The sequence below is a fragment of the Thermostilla marina genome, assembly GCF_054657455.1.
Genome location: NZ_BAAHYR010000001.1, coordinates 1,341,774 through 1,358,303, shown reverse-complemented (window position 1 = coordinate 1,358,303; position 16,530 = coordinate 1,341,774). Strand labels below are relative to the sequence as shown.

14 protein-coding genes are annotated in these 16,530 nt (G+C 60.7%); 9 read left to right on the top strand and 5 right to left on the bottom strand.

Going from position 1 to position 16,530, the window contains the following annotated elements; all coding sequences use genetic code 11:
• Window positions 1–35: 35 nt before the first annotated feature.
• The 4 genes from ACYQ2I_RS04895 to ACYQ2I_RS04880 all read right to left on the bottom strand — a co-directional run bounded on the left by ACYQ2I_RS04895 (window position 36) and on the right by ACYQ2I_RS04880 (window position 4,831).
• On the bottom strand, window positions 36–1,493 hold the full coding sequence (locus ACYQ2I_RS04895) for a glycoside hydrolase family protein (RefSeq protein WP_460165879.1): 1,458 nt from the start codon (window positions 1,491–1,493) through the stop codon (window positions 36–38).
• A gap of 56 nt (window positions 1,494–1,549) precedes the next feature.
• Window positions 1,550–3,241 (bottom strand): outer membrane protein assembly factor BamB family protein, encoded by a 1,692-nt coding sequence (locus ACYQ2I_RS04890; RefSeq protein ID WP_460165878.1) that lies wholly within the window; start codon window positions 3,239–3,241, stop codon window positions 1,550–1,552.
• A gap of 84 nt (window positions 3,242–3,325) precedes the next feature.
• Complete coding sequence (locus ACYQ2I_RS04885) at window positions 3,326–3,715, bottom strand: cupin domain-containing protein (protein ID WP_460165877.1); 390 nt, start codon at window positions 3,713–3,715, stop codon at window positions 3,326–3,328.
• A 147-nt stretch (window positions 3,716–3,862) separates the two neighbouring features.
• Entirely contained in the window at window positions 3,863–4,831 is a 969-nt protein-coding gene (locus tag ACYQ2I_RS04880) for an ExeA family protein (RefSeq protein WP_460165876.1), read from the bottom strand.
• Window positions 4,832–4,957: 126 nt separating this feature from the next.
• Between ACYQ2I_RS04880 and ACYQ2I_RS04875 the strand changes: the two genes are divergently transcribed.
• From ACYQ2I_RS04875 to ACYQ2I_RS04860, 4 genes are all read left to right on the top strand, one after another.
• Window positions 4,958–5,704, top strand: coding sequence for a 16S rRNA (uracil(1498)-N(3))-methyltransferase (locus ACYQ2I_RS04875; RefSeq protein ID WP_460165875.1), 747 nt, complete (start codon window positions 4,958–4,960; stop codon window positions 5,702–5,704).
• 144 nt (window positions 5,705–5,848) lie between these two features.
• Window positions 5,849–6,631, top strand: coding sequence for a glucosamine-6-phosphate deaminase (gene nagB, locus ACYQ2I_RS04870; RefSeq protein WP_460165874.1), 783 nt, complete (start codon window positions 5,849–5,851; stop codon window positions 6,629–6,631).
• A gap of 357 nt (window positions 6,632–6,988) precedes the next feature.
• On the top strand, window positions 6,989–8,137 hold the full coding sequence (locus ACYQ2I_RS04865) for a carboxypeptidase regulatory-like domain-containing protein (RefSeq protein ID WP_460165873.1): 1,149 nt from the start codon (window positions 6,989–6,991) through the stop codon (window positions 8,135–8,137).
• A 41-nt stretch (window positions 8,138–8,178) separates the two neighbouring features.
• Entirely contained in the window at window positions 8,179–9,894 is a 1,716-nt protein-coding gene (locus ACYQ2I_RS04860) for a glycoside hydrolase family protein (protein ID WP_460165872.1), read from the top strand.
• A gap of 24 nt (window positions 9,895–9,918) precedes the next feature.
• Here ACYQ2I_RS04860 and ACYQ2I_RS04855 read toward each other — a convergent pair whose 3' ends face one another.
• Window positions 9,919–10,587, bottom strand: a complete 669-nt coding sequence (locus tag ACYQ2I_RS04855; protein WP_460165871.1) for a 3-keto-disaccharide hydrolase — start codon at window positions 10,585–10,587, stop codon at window positions 9,919–9,921.
• Window positions 10,588–11,036: 449 nt separating this feature from the next.
• On the opposite strand from ACYQ2I_RS04855, the gene ACYQ2I_RS04850 reads away from it, so the two are divergent.
• The 5 genes from ACYQ2I_RS04850 (at window position 11,037) to cyaB (ending at window position 16,498) form a co-directional block, all read left to right on the top strand.
• A complete protein-coding gene (locus ACYQ2I_RS04850; RefSeq protein WP_460165870.1) occupies window positions 11,037–12,887 on the top strand; it encodes an SLC13 family permease in 1,851 nt (616 codons plus the stop codon).
• Between the two features lie 233 nt (window positions 12,888–13,120).
• Window positions 13,121–13,663, top strand: a complete 543-nt coding sequence (locus ACYQ2I_RS04845) for a DinB family protein (protein ID WP_460165869.1) — start codon at window positions 13,121–13,123, stop codon at window positions 13,661–13,663.
• A gap of 54 nt (window positions 13,664–13,717) precedes the next feature.
• Window positions 13,718–14,557: a uracil-DNA glycosylase gene (locus ACYQ2I_RS04840; protein ID WP_460165868.1), complete on the top strand. Its 840-nt coding sequence runs from the start codon at window positions 13,718–13,720 to the stop codon at window positions 14,555–14,557.
• Between the two features lie 40 nt (window positions 14,558–14,597).
• The gene (locus tag ACYQ2I_RS04835) at window positions 14,598–15,845 is read left to right on the top strand and encodes a uroporphyrinogen decarboxylase family protein (RefSeq protein ID WP_460165867.1); all 1,248 of its coding nucleotides are present in this window, start codon (window positions 14,598–14,600) and stop codon (window positions 15,843–15,845) included.
• Window positions 15,842–16,498 (top strand): class IV adenylate cyclase, encoded by a 657-nt coding sequence (gene cyaB / locus ACYQ2I_RS04830; RefSeq protein ID WP_460165866.1) that lies wholly within the window; start codon window positions 15,842–15,844, stop codon window positions 16,496–16,498. The genes ACYQ2I_RS04835 and cyaB overlap by 4 nt, the downstream gene beginning before the upstream one ends.
• The last annotated feature ends 32 nt before the right edge of the window (window positions 16,499–16,530 follow it).

Here is a 16,530-nt window from a genome sequence, read left to right as displayed (position 1 = left end):
GCAGCTATCGAAACGTCGCCTGCACCACCGGCGATTCATTTGCGGCTCCGCACCACCCGCAGTGCGATATCGTCGTCGAACCGCGGCGATTGCAGGCGCAACCCGCCGTCACCGGTTTCCACAACATCGCGGACGACCCGGCCCGTCTTCGTGTCCCACCATTCCACGCGATACGCGCCCGCGGGCACGTTCATCGTCAGCGACGCACGGAGATTCGCCTTCCGGTATTCCTCCAAGCTGCCTTTCGGCTTGTTCGGCAACGGAACGTGTAGGTAGACGGCATACGCTTCGCCGGGATTCGAGAGACAACTCGTCGTAAGCGCGGGCGATACGTCGCGAATCGTCTTGGTGTCGGGCTTCATGCGAATGAAATCGAACGATTCGACAAACCGTTTCAGGATGCCCAATTGGTTTCGTAATTCCGGACTTCCGCCGCCGGGCGACCGGTAGTCGCGCAGCGTACCGTCGGGCGTCTTCGGTGTGAACGAATAGTCGAGGTTGTTGTACAATCCGCCGCCCGCCAAGATGAAATCCCAACCTTCCGTACGATACAACAGGTCGTCTTTACCGCGGAACCCGGTTTCGTTTTCGCCGATCACGCCTTTCAAATGGGCGTTCAACGCCACCACGTCGGGCGGCACGCAATAGTGGAAGTTGAAGATCGAAACGGCCGGATGCGGATTTTCGACCTTGGCCCGTCCGTTGGCGATGTTCATCGAAATCAGATGACGCACGCCAAGCTCGTCTTCGACGGCACGGATTTTGTCGGCCACCGCATGTCGCCACTCGATGCGCACACCGCCGAAATACGGCTCGTTGCAGACCTCGTAGTACAGGTTGTCGTAATCTTTCAGTTCGGTGACGACCTTCTCGACGAACGCCGCCTGCACAGCCCACAGATCGGCATGGTCGAGCGTGTAGACCTCCGTCCGCGGCACATCGCCGACGCCGTTGATATTGTTCGCAATGTTCATCGGACAGGCTTGCCACAGCTCGTCGCGATACATCGGGCAGAACAGGTTGTATTCGACGACGACTCCGCACCGGGCGGCCTCGCGCATGAAATCGTGCAGCCGCGCGAAATACGCCGGATCCCACTTCTTCAAATCGAACTTGTTGCCGCCGTCGTAGTAGCCGGGCGTGTCGCTTCGGGCCCAAGGACAAATGTACCGTAACGGCTTGGGCGCCAACGGATTGTCGGTAATACCGAACGACGAAGCGACCTCGCGATACGTCCCTGAAAACGTGCGTGTCAGGTTCAAACCGTCGGCCGACAACGTCGCCAGGTAACGCTTGTAATCGAAGTCGAGATTGAGGACCGCCCCGTAGTGTTCGCCCGAGGTGATCAACACGGTCGGCTCACCCCGCCACAGGAAGTACCGCGAATTCTCGGGATGAAGCCGAAGCACCCCTTCGGGCTTTTCGGCGCGCACCGAAGCGACCGCCCCCACGATCACCGCCGTACACAGCAACCACATCGCGGTGCGTTTCATCGGCTTTTTCTCCTTACGAGAACGATGCGGCCGTATTTCACACAAGCAGCGCTCGCTCACGGGCGTGCATCCTTTGCCGCGACGGCAAACAGATGATTACGCGCCGCGATATACAACACGCCGTCGACGGCCGTAGGCGAACCGTAAATGCTTTCGAGCATCATGTTCTCGGCAAGCGGGTCCGCCGGTTCGCGAGTCATCCGAAAGACGGCCACGTCGCCGTCTTCGTCGGGCAAGTAGATCTTACCGTCGGCTGCCAGCGGCGACGCCCATACCGAGGCGAACATGTCGTAATACCACAGGTGTTTTCCCGTCTCGGCGTCGAAACAGTGCACGATCCCCGAAAAATCGCCGACGATCACCAATCCGTCGACAACGACCGGCGACCCCAGCGTGCGGTGGAACACTTCCTCGTAGTCGATCTTGCCGTTGCCGTCGACATCTTCACCACGATAATGCCACACGACGGCCGAGTTCGGGTTCGGAATCACTTTTTGTCCCGCTTCGGGATCGACGGCCCGTTCGCGTGCGGGCGGAACGGGCTTGCCTTCTGCATCGACGACCAATTCGGCGCTGATGTCGCCTCGGCGCGTTCCCGGTTCGATGCACCAGAAATCACCTTGCCCATCGCCCAACTGCGGATCACAGCCGGTGCTGATATACACGCGCTCTCCCGCGATCACCGGTGCGGCAATCGGATAGTTCCGGTCCCCCAGACCGCCTTTCTTGTAGAGGGCGGTTTTGGGGTTGGCATCGAACTTCCAAAGAAGCTCGGGCGGATTCGAGCGGGCGTCGGCCCGAAAGGCGTAAACCCAACCGTCGCCGCCGGCGAACAACACTTGCGGCACACCACCCAGCACACCCGCCGCGGGCGAAGACCACTGCCCTTGCAAGATGTTTTTCCCCGGTAGGTTCGAGGTCCACACCGGTTCACCGCTGTTCTTGTCGAAGGCCGCAAAACTCGGTGCCTCGGGCGAAACGACCACGCCCTTCTCGTCCGTTCCGTTCGACGTGCATACGAACAGCAGATCGCCCACCGCCGTGACCGACGACGCCGTCATGTATAACGGATGCACGTTCCACGCCGCGCGCATATCGAATCGCCATACGACGTCGGCTTCCTTCTCGTCGGTCGATTCCTCGTCGGTGACGGGCCCATCGTTCTCACCGTCGCGAAAACCTTCCGTATCGAGACAGACGACCTCGCAGCGATTCGTCACGATCCAAAGACGCTCGCCCTCGACCAAGGGGGTACTGCAAATCCCCTGTTCCGGCCAATTGATACTTTCATCGCCCAACACGGGCGCGGTGTACTGCCACAGGAATCGGCCGTCATCACGATGAAAGGCGATCAGGCATCCGCAGTCTTCCTCTGCGGGCACACGTTCTAGATACCCCGCTCCGTTGTTCGTCGCGCAGAAGACTTTGTCGCCCGCCACGACGGGCGTTCCGTACGTTTCTGTTCCCAGTCGTGCCGTCCACAAGATATTCTTCCCCGGCGCATCGGGCACAGGATTCCCATCGGCATCGAAATCGCCGGGTTCGAATTCGACGGGCAGGCCGCTCGCCGTCGACACGGCGTTCCGCTCAGGCGATCCGCCCAATTGCGTCCAGTCGCCGGCGTAAGCCGCGAGAATCGGCAGTCCCAACGAAACCGCAATGCCCCAGCAGAACGTCACGAAGCCCCGATTATGCCGAAGGGCCTTGGGCCCCCGAGACGCCGTCGAAAATATCCGCTCGATACTCATGTCGGCTACTCCAGGATCGCAATTCTCGTTGTCTCTCGCCGACGACGCCTGGGCCTAGGGTTCGACTCGTGCCGAGAATTTGGCCTAGTTTCCGGATTCCGCGTTCTCAACCGGAAACTCGTCGGCCGGATCGAACTTGGGATAGACGATATTCAGGATCGTCATCGTCCCGAGAGCCCGATGGACGACACCCGGCGGAATGACGACGCAACTCCCCGGACGCACGGGGATTCGTCGGCCGTCCAACTCGAGTGCGGCATCGGGATCACATTCCAGCACGTAATACGTTTCGGTAAGCCGCTTGTGATAGTGAGGTTCGGCAGCGCCGACGATCTCGGTCCGATGGATCGTCAAAGGAATGTCCTTCACGTCGGCGAACGCACGCCGCGCCGTTCCGCACGGACAAGACACGCCCGGCAGGTCGTCGAAATGAACCACGTGAAAGCGAGATTGGGAATCGTGTTCGGTCGGCATACCCGGCGATTATAGTTCCGCCGGAAGGCCTTTTCGACCAATTCACCCCAAAAGGCAAAATCGAAAGCGAGAAACGGCGCAATCCGGGAGATTTCGAGAATCCGCCCTGTTCTCCGACGCTGAAGCCGAAAGAGATTCGGCACGTTTTCAATCGAAGTCGGCGGTCTCTTCCCAGGTGATGTCCCACTCCGGTTCGTCGGCATCGGCGCCGACGCAGGTCATCGCCGAGCCGAACAGCTCATGGAAGACCCCGGCGACGGTTTCGGCGTCGATTTTCTCCAGTTCTTCGCCCGCCCCGGCCAACAAGCACAAATCGGCCAATCGCACGAAGGAGCGCGGAACGCCGCACACGACCTCCCACATGTGGAGAACGGCATCGGCGGTAAAAATCACGCGATCGGGCGAAGCCCCGGCTGCACTCAACCGCTGTTCTACGAAGGCCGCCGCCTCATCGGGTTCCCACGGTTCCAGCTCGATGCGCAGGTCGACCAAATCGAGCAAAGAGCGGCATTGGCGGACCAACTCGGGCCCGTGTCCGGCGAAGATGAAATGCAGTCCCGCAAAATCGCCGCCGCGGACGCGCGCCAAGCGCACAAGATAGTCCTCGACGCCGGGCCGTGCCGCCCCGACATCATCGATCAGAAAGACGACCGGAATCCGGCAATAGAGCCACTCGCGAATGCGATTGACGGCCGCCCCCCACAATCGCCAACCCGAGGTATCCGACACGTCGACCGCTACGGCATCAGCCAAAAGGGGGGTAAAGTCTTCCGGCCACACGCCGCGAAGATTGAGGCGGACGACCTGCCGCCCTTTCGCCCGCTGCTGGTAGGCAAACACGTCCAACAAGAACGTCTTTCCCACGCCCGAGGCCCCCAAGAGCACGCCCGCCGTCCGCCCTTGCTCGACGACGAAGTCCATCCTCGCAAGCGATTCCTCGGCGGTCGCCGCAGGAAAGTAGCCGCTCGGACCGACCGACGTGGAAAAGGGTCTCGTTTTCAACCCCCAGTATTGGAGGTAGTTCGGTAATCCGTCCCCGGCCATCTCGACTCCTTCCCGAATGTTTCGGCGCTCCCACAGGCCTCGCGCAGAGGGGGCGCAGCGGTACCGTTTCATTTGTGTCTTCGGTAGAATCGATCCGAAATCTTGATTCCGAAAACCCGACAACGCCACACTGACTTACCCCTTCTGCCTACACTGCGCATATTCAACTTTTCGATTCCGGAAGCCGGTTGTCGACCGATGGCCGATCGCTATTTCATTCCGCAACCAATCACCGACGACGCTTCGACTGCCGAATTGACCGGCGGTGACGCGCACCATCTCGCGAGGGTGATGCGGGCGAAAGTCGGCGACGCGGTCATCGTGTTCGACGGGTCGGGAAACGAATTCGATTGTCGCGTCACCGCGATCGACAAACGCCGCGTCACGCTTGCCGTCGAACGGCGTCGGGCGGTGGATCGCGAAGCATCGCGTCGAGTGGTGGTCGCCTCGGCGGTCCCCAAGGGCGACCGCGAACATTTTCTGATCGAAAAGGCCGTCGAATTGGGCGCCGCCTGTTTCGTGCCGCTGATCACGGCGCGAAGCGTCGTCCAACCGAAAACCGAGCGACTGGAACGTTTTGTCATCGAGGCGAGTAAACAGTGCGGACGCACGCGGTTGATGCAGATCGCCTCGCCCGTCACGTGGAGCGAGTGGCTGCGCTCGCCCTTGCGGCCTGCGGTGTGCTTAATCGCGCATCCGCGTGATCGCCTCGAACTTCCGGCTGAGGCACGGACGACGCCGGAAGCCGCCGCAAACGGCGCGGGTGACGAAAGTGCCTCGTCGCCGACGACGATCGGTATCTGTATCGGCCCTGAAGGCGGATTCACCGACGCCGAAGTTCTTGCCGCCGTGGAAGCGGGCTGTCGAACGGTCGATCTCGGCCCACGCATCCTCCGGGTCGAAACGGCGGTTTTGGCCTTGCTCGCACGCCTGATCCGAGATTGACTCTGCCGTGTTCTTCCGGCGAACCCGCGTACGCCGCTTGATTCACGCGAGGCAGCCCCTCACAATCGGCATATCTCGAATGCCGACGATACGCAAACCGGATCCATCCGGCGGGAAACACCAACAAAAGCAGGAGTCGTTTCGATGGAAGTCATCATCACGCCCGACTACGATGCAATGAGCCGTGTGGCGTCCCGACTGGTAGCCGAAACGCTCAACGAAAAGCCCGATGCCGTCCTCGGCCTGGCAACCGGCGAAACGCACAAGGGCCTGTACGCCGAGCTGGCGCGACTGCACCGCGAAGAACACCTCGATTTTTCGCGGGTAACGACGTTCAACCTCGCCGAATTCGTGGGGCTCGATCGGGATCACTTGAAAAGCCACCACTATTTCATGCACGAACACTTTTTCAAGTTCGTGAACATCCTGCCGCAGAACATCCACATCCCTTCGGGCACGACGGCAAACTATCGCGCATTTTGCGAGTGGTACGAACGGCGGATCACCGAGTGCGGCGGCATCGATCTGCAAATTTTGGGCGTCGGCCCCGACGGACACATCGGGTTCAACGAACCGGGAAGCTCGCTCGGTTCCCGTACCCGCATCAAGACGCTCTCCCAGAAAACGCTCGACGCCCTGGACGAGTTTTTCGACACCGACGAAGAAAAACCGACCTACGCGATCACGATGGGCGTAGGTACGGTGCTCGAAGCACGAAAGATCATTTTCTTGGCCTCCGGCGAAGCCAAGGCCGAAGCCGTCGCGGCGACCATCGAAGGCCCGGTCACCAGCATGATCACCGCCAGCGCTTTGCAGCTCCATCGCGACACGGTGGCGATCTTGGACGAGGCGGCCGCCTCACGCTTGAAGCTGCGGGATTACTATCGATCGGTCCAAGAAAAGCTTCCCGGCGCACCGCTGCACTGAAAGCCGCACCGCGGGTGTCGGTTTGTTGCGCAGAAACCTGTTTCTGCACCACGATCCAAGGTTACCGCTTCGCGAGGAAGGTTGCGAAACGGTCGCAAGTCAAAACGGGCGGCAAGGTCTTCAGGTATACGGTGACGCCGGAAGGCCGAAGTGACCTGGAGAAATCGGTCCGGCCGATCAGCCGCCCGCCGGAGCTTTTCATTGTCACGTCGCAGGAGCCTCTCGGCCGAGCCCTATTGCTGCAACCGGAAAAAGCAACCGCCGTTTTCCTGCAATCTTTCGATATTGTTGCGCGACCGATCGTTGCGCCCACTATCAAGAAGCGGACGACCGTTTCGATTTCGTACTGGAGCGTTCATGATGCGACCTGTGCATCTGCGATGCCTTTCGGCCTTCGTGGTCGGTGTTGCGTGGGCGGCCGTTTCTTTCGGTGCGGAACCGGTTCGGCATGTCCCCCCGCTGGAAGAAGGCCCGCCCGCTCCCGGAAAACGAGTCAAGGTCGTGCCGCCGGAATACGAGGGAACCGACGTCTACTACTCGTTGTACTTGCCGGCCGGTCACCGCCCGGGCGAGGCGTATCCGGTCGTCGTCGAGTACACGGGCAACTACTTTCCGCTTTCGGGCTCGACCGGCGAAGTGAAGGACGCCAACCTGGGCTACGCGATCGCCGCGCACATCGGCGCGATCTGGCTGGTCATGCCGTATGTGGAGGGCGATCGATCCGTCATCCGCTGGTGGGGCTCGGAACGCGAGACGATCGACTACGCGCTGACAAACATTCGCCGCGTGTGTGAGCGCTACGGCGGCAATCCGGCCGAAATCTTCCTTTGCGGATTTTCTCGCGGCGGGATCGCAACAAACTACCTCGGGCTGTACGACGACGAAGTCGCCGACGTATGGCTGGGCTTCTTCGCCCACGACGGCTTGGACGGTGTGCGCAACTTCTGGAAAGATGCGATGTCGCTGGAAACGCTGCGACGGCAATCGGACGAGCGTCTACGGCGATTGCGAGGACGGGCCGAACTCGTCACGCAACACGGTTCCCTCGCGGCGATTGCCGAATATCTGGACGAAAACGGCCGCCGCGGGTACGGCGAATTCACGTTACTGTCGGTGCCCATCGAATCGATCATCCCCGGCATCCCCAACGACGACGTTCCGCATCCGCATACCGACAAGTGGCTGTTGTACGATTCCGAGTATGCGAATCGGGTTTTCCGCTGGTTCGACAGCGTGCGCAAGAGCAAGCCCGGCACATTCACTTTGTCGGGGCGTGTTGTCGATACCACCGGCACACCGTTGCCGAAAGCCGTCGTCGAAACGGGTCGAACGCGATTCACGACCACGAACGCCCAAGGACGTTACGTGCTCGAGGGGCTCCCCGGCGGCCTGCGGACGGTTCGCGTCATTCACCCCGAGGCGCCCACGCGAACGCCCGTCTGGAGAACGATCGATCTGCAATACGATCTCGACGGCTTCGACTTCACGATCCCTCTCGTGAGATGATTCGTCGGAATTGAATCCCGCACTCGTTGCTCAATGAGACCATGCGCAACACCGCTTTTCGCCTACTCGGGCCGGCTTTGTTCTCGGCGTTCGGTCATCCGCGAGGGACCGCCGTATTGTTTGCGATCGTGCTCGCCGCGATGCCGCCGACGGTCGATGCTCAAGTCGTCGAACGTTCGCGGCCCCCGGAATGGGACCGGCTCGTCTTCGGCGGTCAGTTCAAAGACTTGTACCAACCGATGCCCGTTCGCAACACGTTGACCGACCGCACCTGGGGTGGTGACAACGTCAAACCTCGCGACATACGCAACGGAATCGAAGATCCGAGCTGGTCATACTGGGGCGGATGCCCCATCCGCGACAATGACGGTCGCTATCACTTGTTCGTGTCGCGTTGGCCCGAATCGCATCCCGACGGTCATTTCGGATACTTCGATTCCGAAATCGTCCACGCCGCGGCCGACGATCCGTTCGGACCGTACACCGTCCTGCAACGACTCGGCGAAGGGCACAACCCCGAGATTTACCGCAGCGCGGCGGGCAAATACGTCGTCTACTCGACTCACGGTCGCTACTTCGTCGCCGACGACCTCAACGGCCCCTGGAAACGCCGAACCTACGATTTTCACAAGCGACAGCGATACGTCTTCCCCAACTACGTCAATTTCTCGTTCGCGCGCCGAAGTGACGGATCGTACATTGCGGTTTCGCGTCGCGGCTACATTTGGGTGAGCCCCGACGGCGAAGAAGATTGGTACAACGTGAGCGCCGAACCGGTCTACCCCAAGGTCGAAGGCATCTTCGAAGATCCCGTCCTGTGGCGAGACGAGGTCCAGTACCACATCATTGTGAACGATTGGAAAGGCCGTATCGCGTACTATCTGCGGTCCAAGGACGGTTTCCATTGGAAAACCGAACCGGGCGAAGCCTACACGCCGGGAATCGCCCGCTACGAAGACGGGACGGTCTCGGACTGGTTCAAGTTCGAACGTCTTCGGTTCCTATTCGACGAGTACGGCCGCCCCACGCACGCCTTCTTCGCCGTCATCGACACGGCCAAGGCCGACGACCAACCGAACGACGAACACAACTCGAAAACGATCGTTCTGCCGATGCGTCTCCCCCGTCGTGCGGTCATCGTAACCTCTGCCGGCGACGCTTCATCGCGCACGATTCACGTCAAGCTCCTTGCCGAACCGGGCTTTCGTCCGGCCGGCGACCTCGATTTCGATTCGTTGCGGTTCGGCGCGTCGGAGCGTGTCAATTACGGCGGCGGTGCGCGCGTGGTCTCCTGGAAGCCTATCGACGACGGCGTTCTCCTAACCTTTCACGCCGACGATACCGGCCTGAACGACGAACACTTTGCCGCAAAGCTCTTGGGGAAAGATCGCCGAGGCGACCTCGTCTACGCATGGGCCGCCATTCCCACGAAGACCGAGCGGGTACCGTTGCTCTCTCCCCTCGCGCCGCACTTCGAACGGGAAGGCGATCGTCTCGTGGCGTACGTGGAAGTCCAAAACTTCGGCCAGATCGACTCGCCGCGTGCAGCCGTCGAATTGTCGGTCTCGCGCAAAGGCGAGGCCGTCCCGATGGGAACGGCCCCGTTGCGTCCATTGAAACCGTTTGAAAAAGCAATCGTCCGGATTGAATGCCCGCAGCAGTCGCCCAGCACTCGCGTCGAAACGACCGTTGCCGTCGAAACACCCGGGTTTCCGCGAGAAACGTTCACGAAAGCCGTCAGCGTCCCCGGCCGGTGAAACGCCCTCACCCGCGATGGAGGCCTAGTCGGTCTTCTTTTCGAGCGAAATCAATCGCACGTTGCGGAAGGCGATCTCATCGCCTTCGGCAGTCAAGCAGATCTTGCCGGGCAGCACTTCACAACCGGTCGCGCAATTCACTTTTTTGCCGTTGACCCACAGGGTGACCGTGTCGCCCTCGGCGACGATGCGATAGTGATTCCATTCACCGACCGGCTTCTCGGCGTGCGCGGCCTTGACCAGGTTCACAAGCGTTCCAAAGACGGCATGTTCGACCGTCTTTCGGCGTAGATGTTCTCCCTTCACTTGATAACCGCCGATTGTCCAAAAGTCGCCTGCATTGTCGGCGTTGATTTGTGCCTCCAGGCATCGCGGCCAGATCTGGTGCGGACCGGTCGTGCGCAGCAACACCCCTCCGTTGCCGGGCCGATCCTTCGGCCAGCGCCATTCCAACTCGAGGATGAAATCGGTGTAATCCTTTTCGGTATACAGGTAGCCCCGCGGCGTTCCCTTGCAATGTAAAACACCGTCTTCAAGCTTCCAGACATCGCCGATCGGGCAATCGGCTTCTTCACAGAACCATTTCCAGCCGGGCAACTCGCCGTTCGGCAGTTGCTTCGGAATCAAATCGATCCCCTTCTCCGGCACGGCAGCGGTGGTCAAGGCAATCAACATACAGGCGGTCGCAAACATCTTCTTTCTCCCCTCGCTTCGTGTGACAGCGAATTCGTATCGGTTGATCGTGCTCCGGGGAAACTCGGCGGGCAAGCCGTATGATCCCATTTCCGGCAGCCCCACACCGGCGGCTCGATTGTACTCGGCGATTGTGCCGTCGCGAGCCGAATCGACGGAGAAAACGGGCTCGGCAAAGAACGAGAAGACGTCTTTCGCGATTTTTCACCCGGCCGCAGTCACCCGCGCATTCTTTAGCAAGTTAATAACTTCAGTTTACATATGACCGCAAGCCTGGTATGATAGGCGAACACCGGGACGATTCTCCTTCCACCCACCACAATGGGTGAGGGTGAACGCAATGTTCCTCGGTTTGCCCTACCGGGCCTCTCAGCCGCAAACTATGCTTGACCGTAAGCGCAGTTTATTTCCGGCATTAACGCCGACTTCGCACGGATCGAAACGGCATCATGGAACCTGCCGCCCTGTTTGCACTGCTCGTCATTTTGGGGGTGTTTGTCACCCTTCTGGCGACACGCATCTCGCCGGAAAGGATCTTGCTTGCTGCGCTGGCCGTCTTGTTCGTGACGGGCACGATCGACGCTTCACAAGCCTTGGTCGGGTTCTCCAACGAAGGCATGATGACGATTGCCGTGTTGTTCATCGTGGGGGCGGGCATCAAAGAAACCGGGGCCGTCGTGTGGATTGCCGACCGGATCATGGGCGCCTCGGCCAAGTTGCCGATCGTCCTTGCACGCATCATGATCCCTACCGCCTTCTTCAGCGCCTTGGTGAACAACACCCCCCTGGTAGCCATGTTGATTCCGGCCGTGCGTGACTGGGCCCGCAAGCGACAAGTTCCCGTCTCGAAACTGATGATCCCGCTCAGCTACGCGGCCATTCTCGGCGGCACGTGTACAATCATCGGCACCAGCACGAACCTGGTGGTCAACGGGCTGCTGATCGAAGCGGCCGACGCCCACGTCGGCGGTGCGGCGCTGCCGCGCGGCTTTTCGCTGTTCGAGATCGCATGGGTCGGCGTCCCGATCACCATTGCGGGAATCGCTTTCCTGCTGTTGACGCATCGCTACTTACTTCCCGAGCGGGCCGAGAACAAGTCGATCGCCGGTGACCCGCGGGAATACACGATCGAAATGCTCGTCGAAGCCGGCGGTCCGCTCGTCGGCAAGACGATCGCCGAGGCCGGGTTGCGGCACCTGTCGGGCGTGTACCTGGCGGATGTCTATCGCGACGGTCAGGCGGTGCCTTCCGATCCGAACTTCACCTTGCGAGGCAACGACCATTTGCTGTTTACCGGCAATATCCGCGACATTCGCGACTTGCAGCGGATCCGCGGACTGGTCCCCGCCACACACCAGGTATTCCGGCTCGATGCCCCCCGTTCGGAACGGTGCCTGATCGAAGTGACCGTCAGCGGCAAATGCCCCCTGGTCGAAAAACGATTGACCGTCCGGGACGGTCGCTTCCGCAGCCGATACGATGCCGTCATTCTGGCGGTCGCCCGTCGGGGCGAACGGGTCGAGGGCAAGATCGGCGACGTCGTTCTTCAAGCGGGCGATACGCTCCTGTTGGAAGCGCATCCCTCGTTCTATGAAAAGCATCGCTACAACGACGATTTTTATGTCGTCTCCCGCATCCAAGATTCGAACCCGCCGCGTTTCGAGCGAGCCGTGACCGCCTTTGCCATCTTGGGTGCGATGGTCGTGCTGGTCACCCTCAGCCAAACGGTGGGCAACATCGGCATCGTGTTGGGTTCGTGGCATCTCGATTTCGGACAAATCACGATGTTCAAAGGGGCTGTGCTGGCCGCCGTGTTGATGCTGTTGACCCGCTGCTGCACGCTCGAAGAAGCGCGACGCAACATCGATTTTCGCCTGCTTTTGGCAATCGCCGCTGCGTTCGGGCTGGGCAAGGCGCTCGAAGCGACCGGAGCGGCCCATGCGGTTTCGTCAGCCGTCACGTCGCTGGCCTCCGACAATCCGCACCTTGCCCTGGCCTTGGTGTACGTGCTGACGGCCATCATGACCGAGCTGGTCACCAACAATGCGGCCGCGGCACTGATGTTCCCGTTCGCCATGGCGACCGCCTCCGAGTTGAATGCAAGCCCGCTGCCGTTCTTGATTGCCGTCATGATTGCGGCTTCGGCGTCGTTTGCCACACCGTTGGGATATCAAACAAACCTGATGGTGTACGGGGCGGGCAACTATCGTTTTCGCGACTTTCTCATCGTCGGAATTCCGATGAGCCTCTTGGTGATGGCCATCACGCTTGTCATCACCCCTTGGGTTTGGCCGTTTTGAAAACGGGCGGCGTCTGCGGCCGAGACGCGGGTTGCTTTTCTGTTTCGCGCAGGTCGGCGACCTTCCCGCATCGGCGGACGGCAAAGGGCTGCGTCGGCTCGCTGTAACGGCTACAATCATCAGCAGCGCACATCCGATCCGGACCGGCGTCGCGTGTCTATTCTCGCCCCCGATCCCTGTTCGATGTGCCGAACGAACCGTTGCCTTTCTTCAACCGAATGGAAACCGTCACGATGAAGATCTTCGATCATGTAGGCGCCGATGTGCAGCAGACGGACACGAATGCCCGTTTGGCGATTCGGCAAATCGCCTTCGCCCGCCAATATAGTCTCGCCCTGCTCGATTCGATTCCCGAAGATCGATGGTGCGAAATGCCCGCCGGAGCGGAAACCCACGTGGCGTGGCAAGCGGCCCATTTGGCTGTGGCCGAATACGCGCTGTGCATGTTTCGTCAGCGGGGCCCCGAACCGGAAGACCGGGACATCCTTCCCGGCGACTGGTTGAAGCGATTCGGCAAAGACTCGAAACCCGATCCGGATCCGGCGGCCAATCCCACAGCGGAGGAAATCCGACGCGTGCTGCATGCCGTGCACCAACAAGCGATGCAGGAGTTGGAAGCCTATCCGGCGGAACATTTCGAGCAGTCGGTACCCGAGCCGTTCGCCGTCTACGACACGAAGCTGGGGGCCTTGCTCTTCTGTGCACAACACGAAATGGTACACGCCGGGCAAATCGGATTACTGCGCCGCTTGCTGGGCTTGGATCCGCTACGTTGACGCCGCGTCGTTTTCGTTTTTGAAGCACCTATTCGACAGCGAAAGCATTGCGTCATGACCGAGCCTGCGGACCGCTCACAACGCCGGTTGTTGCGTGCCGTGGAACAGTACGCGGCATCGCTCCATTTCGCCGGCATCACACATTTGCCTCGCCCTGCGCCCACAGCAGACATCGACGCCGGCAAGCGCGATGTGCAGGCAACGGCCGCCCCGGCGCCGAAGTCTTCATCCGAGCCCGCTCGCCCCGAGGATACCTCCGCCATGTCGCCGCAACGTGCCTCGAAACCAACCGACACGCCTGCCGCTGCCGAAGAAAATCGCGAAGCGTTGTTGCAGCAAGTAGCTGCCGAGGTCGCCAAGTGCGAGCGATGCCCCGAGTTGGTCCGGAACCGAACGCAAACGGTGTTCGGAACGGGAAATCCCTATTCCTCGCTGCTGTTTCTGGGTGAAGCGCCGGGTGCCGACGAAGACAAACAAGGCGAACCGTTCGTCGGACGTGCCGGGCGACTTCTTACCGACATCATCCAAAAAGGAATGGGCTTGAAACGCGAAGACATCTACATTTGCAACATTCTTCGCTGTCGGCCGCCGGGCAACCGCAATCCGACCGACGACGAGGCCCGCAACTGCCGCCAGTGGCTCGACGCACAACTCGCAATCGTTCAGCCGAAATACATCTGCTGCCTGGGCTCCGTCGCCGCTCGACATTTGCTCGATACCACGCTGAGTATCGGAAAACTACGCGGCAAGGTGCACCGATACGAGGATGCTCAAGTCGTGTGCACGTACCATCCGGCCTATCTGCTGCGAAATCCAAAAGCCAAGAAAGATACCTGGGAAGACATCAAGCTGCTCATGCAACTGATGGGGCTTCCGATCCCACAAGGACGATGAACCGAGCGATTTCGAGGAACATCCGAGGGAGACGATCACCATGACGGGACGTGAACGCGTACTGGCCGCCTTGGAACATCGCGAACCGGACCGCGTACCGATCGACCTGGGAGGCCACCGGTCGTCGGGAATCGCGGCAATGGCCTACGCCAAATTGCGCAAACACCTCGGTTTACCCGAACGCCCGATCCGCGTGTACGACCCGGTCCAACAACTGGCGATCATCGACGACGACGTATTGGACCGCTTCCACGTCGATACGATCGAACTGGGCCGCGGATTCGCCTTGTCGGACGACGACTGGGTCGACTGGGTGCTGCCCGACGGTACGCCGTGCCAAATGCCGCGCTGGTGTGCTCCCGAACGGGCGGAAGGCCAATGGGTGTTGCGATCCCCTTCCGGGCGCGTCATCGGTCGCATGCCGGACGGTGCCATTTACTTCGAGCAATGCTACTGGCCCTACGTCGAACACGAGGAAGACCTGAGCCGAATCGCCGAAGATCTTGCAGAAACAATCTGGGTCGGCGCGCCCAGCCCCCCGGGACCGCTGGTCTCGGGCCCCGACGGCGACCGCGTGTTGCGTGAAGGGGCGGTCGCCCTCCGGCAAAAGACCGACCGGGCGATCCTCGGCCTCTTCGGCGGTAACCTGCTCGAGTGTATGCAGTTTTTGTTCCGCAACGACTACGCGTACATGGTGCTGGCCGGCGAGCCGGAACGGGCAGAGCGCGTCCTCGATGCCCTCGTGGAATTGCATCTCCACAATCTCGAAAAGTACCTTGAAGCCGTGGGCGATGTGATCGACATCATCGTCTTCGGCGACGACCTCGGAATGCAGTCCGGCCCGCAGATTTCTCCCAAGATGTACCGCGAGTTGTTCAAACCCCGGCACGCGAAACTGTGGCAACGGGCGAAGGAACTGGCGGACGTCAAAGTCATGCTTCATTCCTGCGGCGGCATCGCCGAACTGCTCGACGATCTGATCGACGCGGGCCTCGATGCCGTCAATCCGGTCCAAATCTCGTGCAAGGGGATGGCCCCGGCCGAGCTCAAGAAACGCTTCGGTGATCGCATCACCTTCTGGGGCGGCGGGTGCGACACCCACCGGATTCTCACGCAAAGCACGCCGGAAGAAATCCGCGAACACGTGCGAGGGCAGATCGACGTCTTGGCCCCCGGCGGCGGGTTCGTCTTCCAACAAGTCCACAACATCTTGGCCGACGTGGAACCGTCCCACATCGTCGCCATGCTTGACGCGGCATACGAGTTCGGGCGTTATCCTCGCGCATGATCGAAGGCCAAGCCACGTTCAACACGCCGATTCGAAGCAGGCAGCTCATGCAACTGGAAGTCGAGCAAAAGTTTTACGTCGACGATTGGCCGGCCCTGGAAGCCGCGGTCACAGCGGTGGTCTCAGAAACGACCGGCAGAGCTTCGGCGGCGATCGCCCCCGACGAGGTTCGCGAAGAAGAAGATTTATACTTCGCCCACCCGGCCCGCGACTTCCGCCGGACGGACGAGACTTTGCGTTTGCGCCGCATCGGCGAGCGTAACCGCATCACGTACAAGGGGCCGAAAATCGACGCCGAAACAAAAACCCGGCACGAGCTGGAATTGCCCCTCGCCGACGGTGCCGAGTCGGCCTCGCAATGGCGGGAATTGCTGGAGCGGTTGGGATTCCGGCCCGTCGCCTCGGTAAAGAAACGGCGTGCCAAGTTTCGCTTTGAAACAGCCGGTTTTCCCGTCGAAATCTCGCTCGACGAGGTCGCCGAGGTCGGCCGCTTCGCCGAGATCGAGATCGTGACCGACGATACACGTTTCGACGAGGCCAAGCGCGTCCTGGCCGATCTGGCCGCCCGGCTGGGCTTGTCTCGCCAAGAGCGCCGCAGCTACCTTTCGATGTTGTTGGCCGCGCGGGGCATCGACGACGGAGAACGCATCTAGCAGCCGTTGCGCATCCTGTTTTACGATCTGCG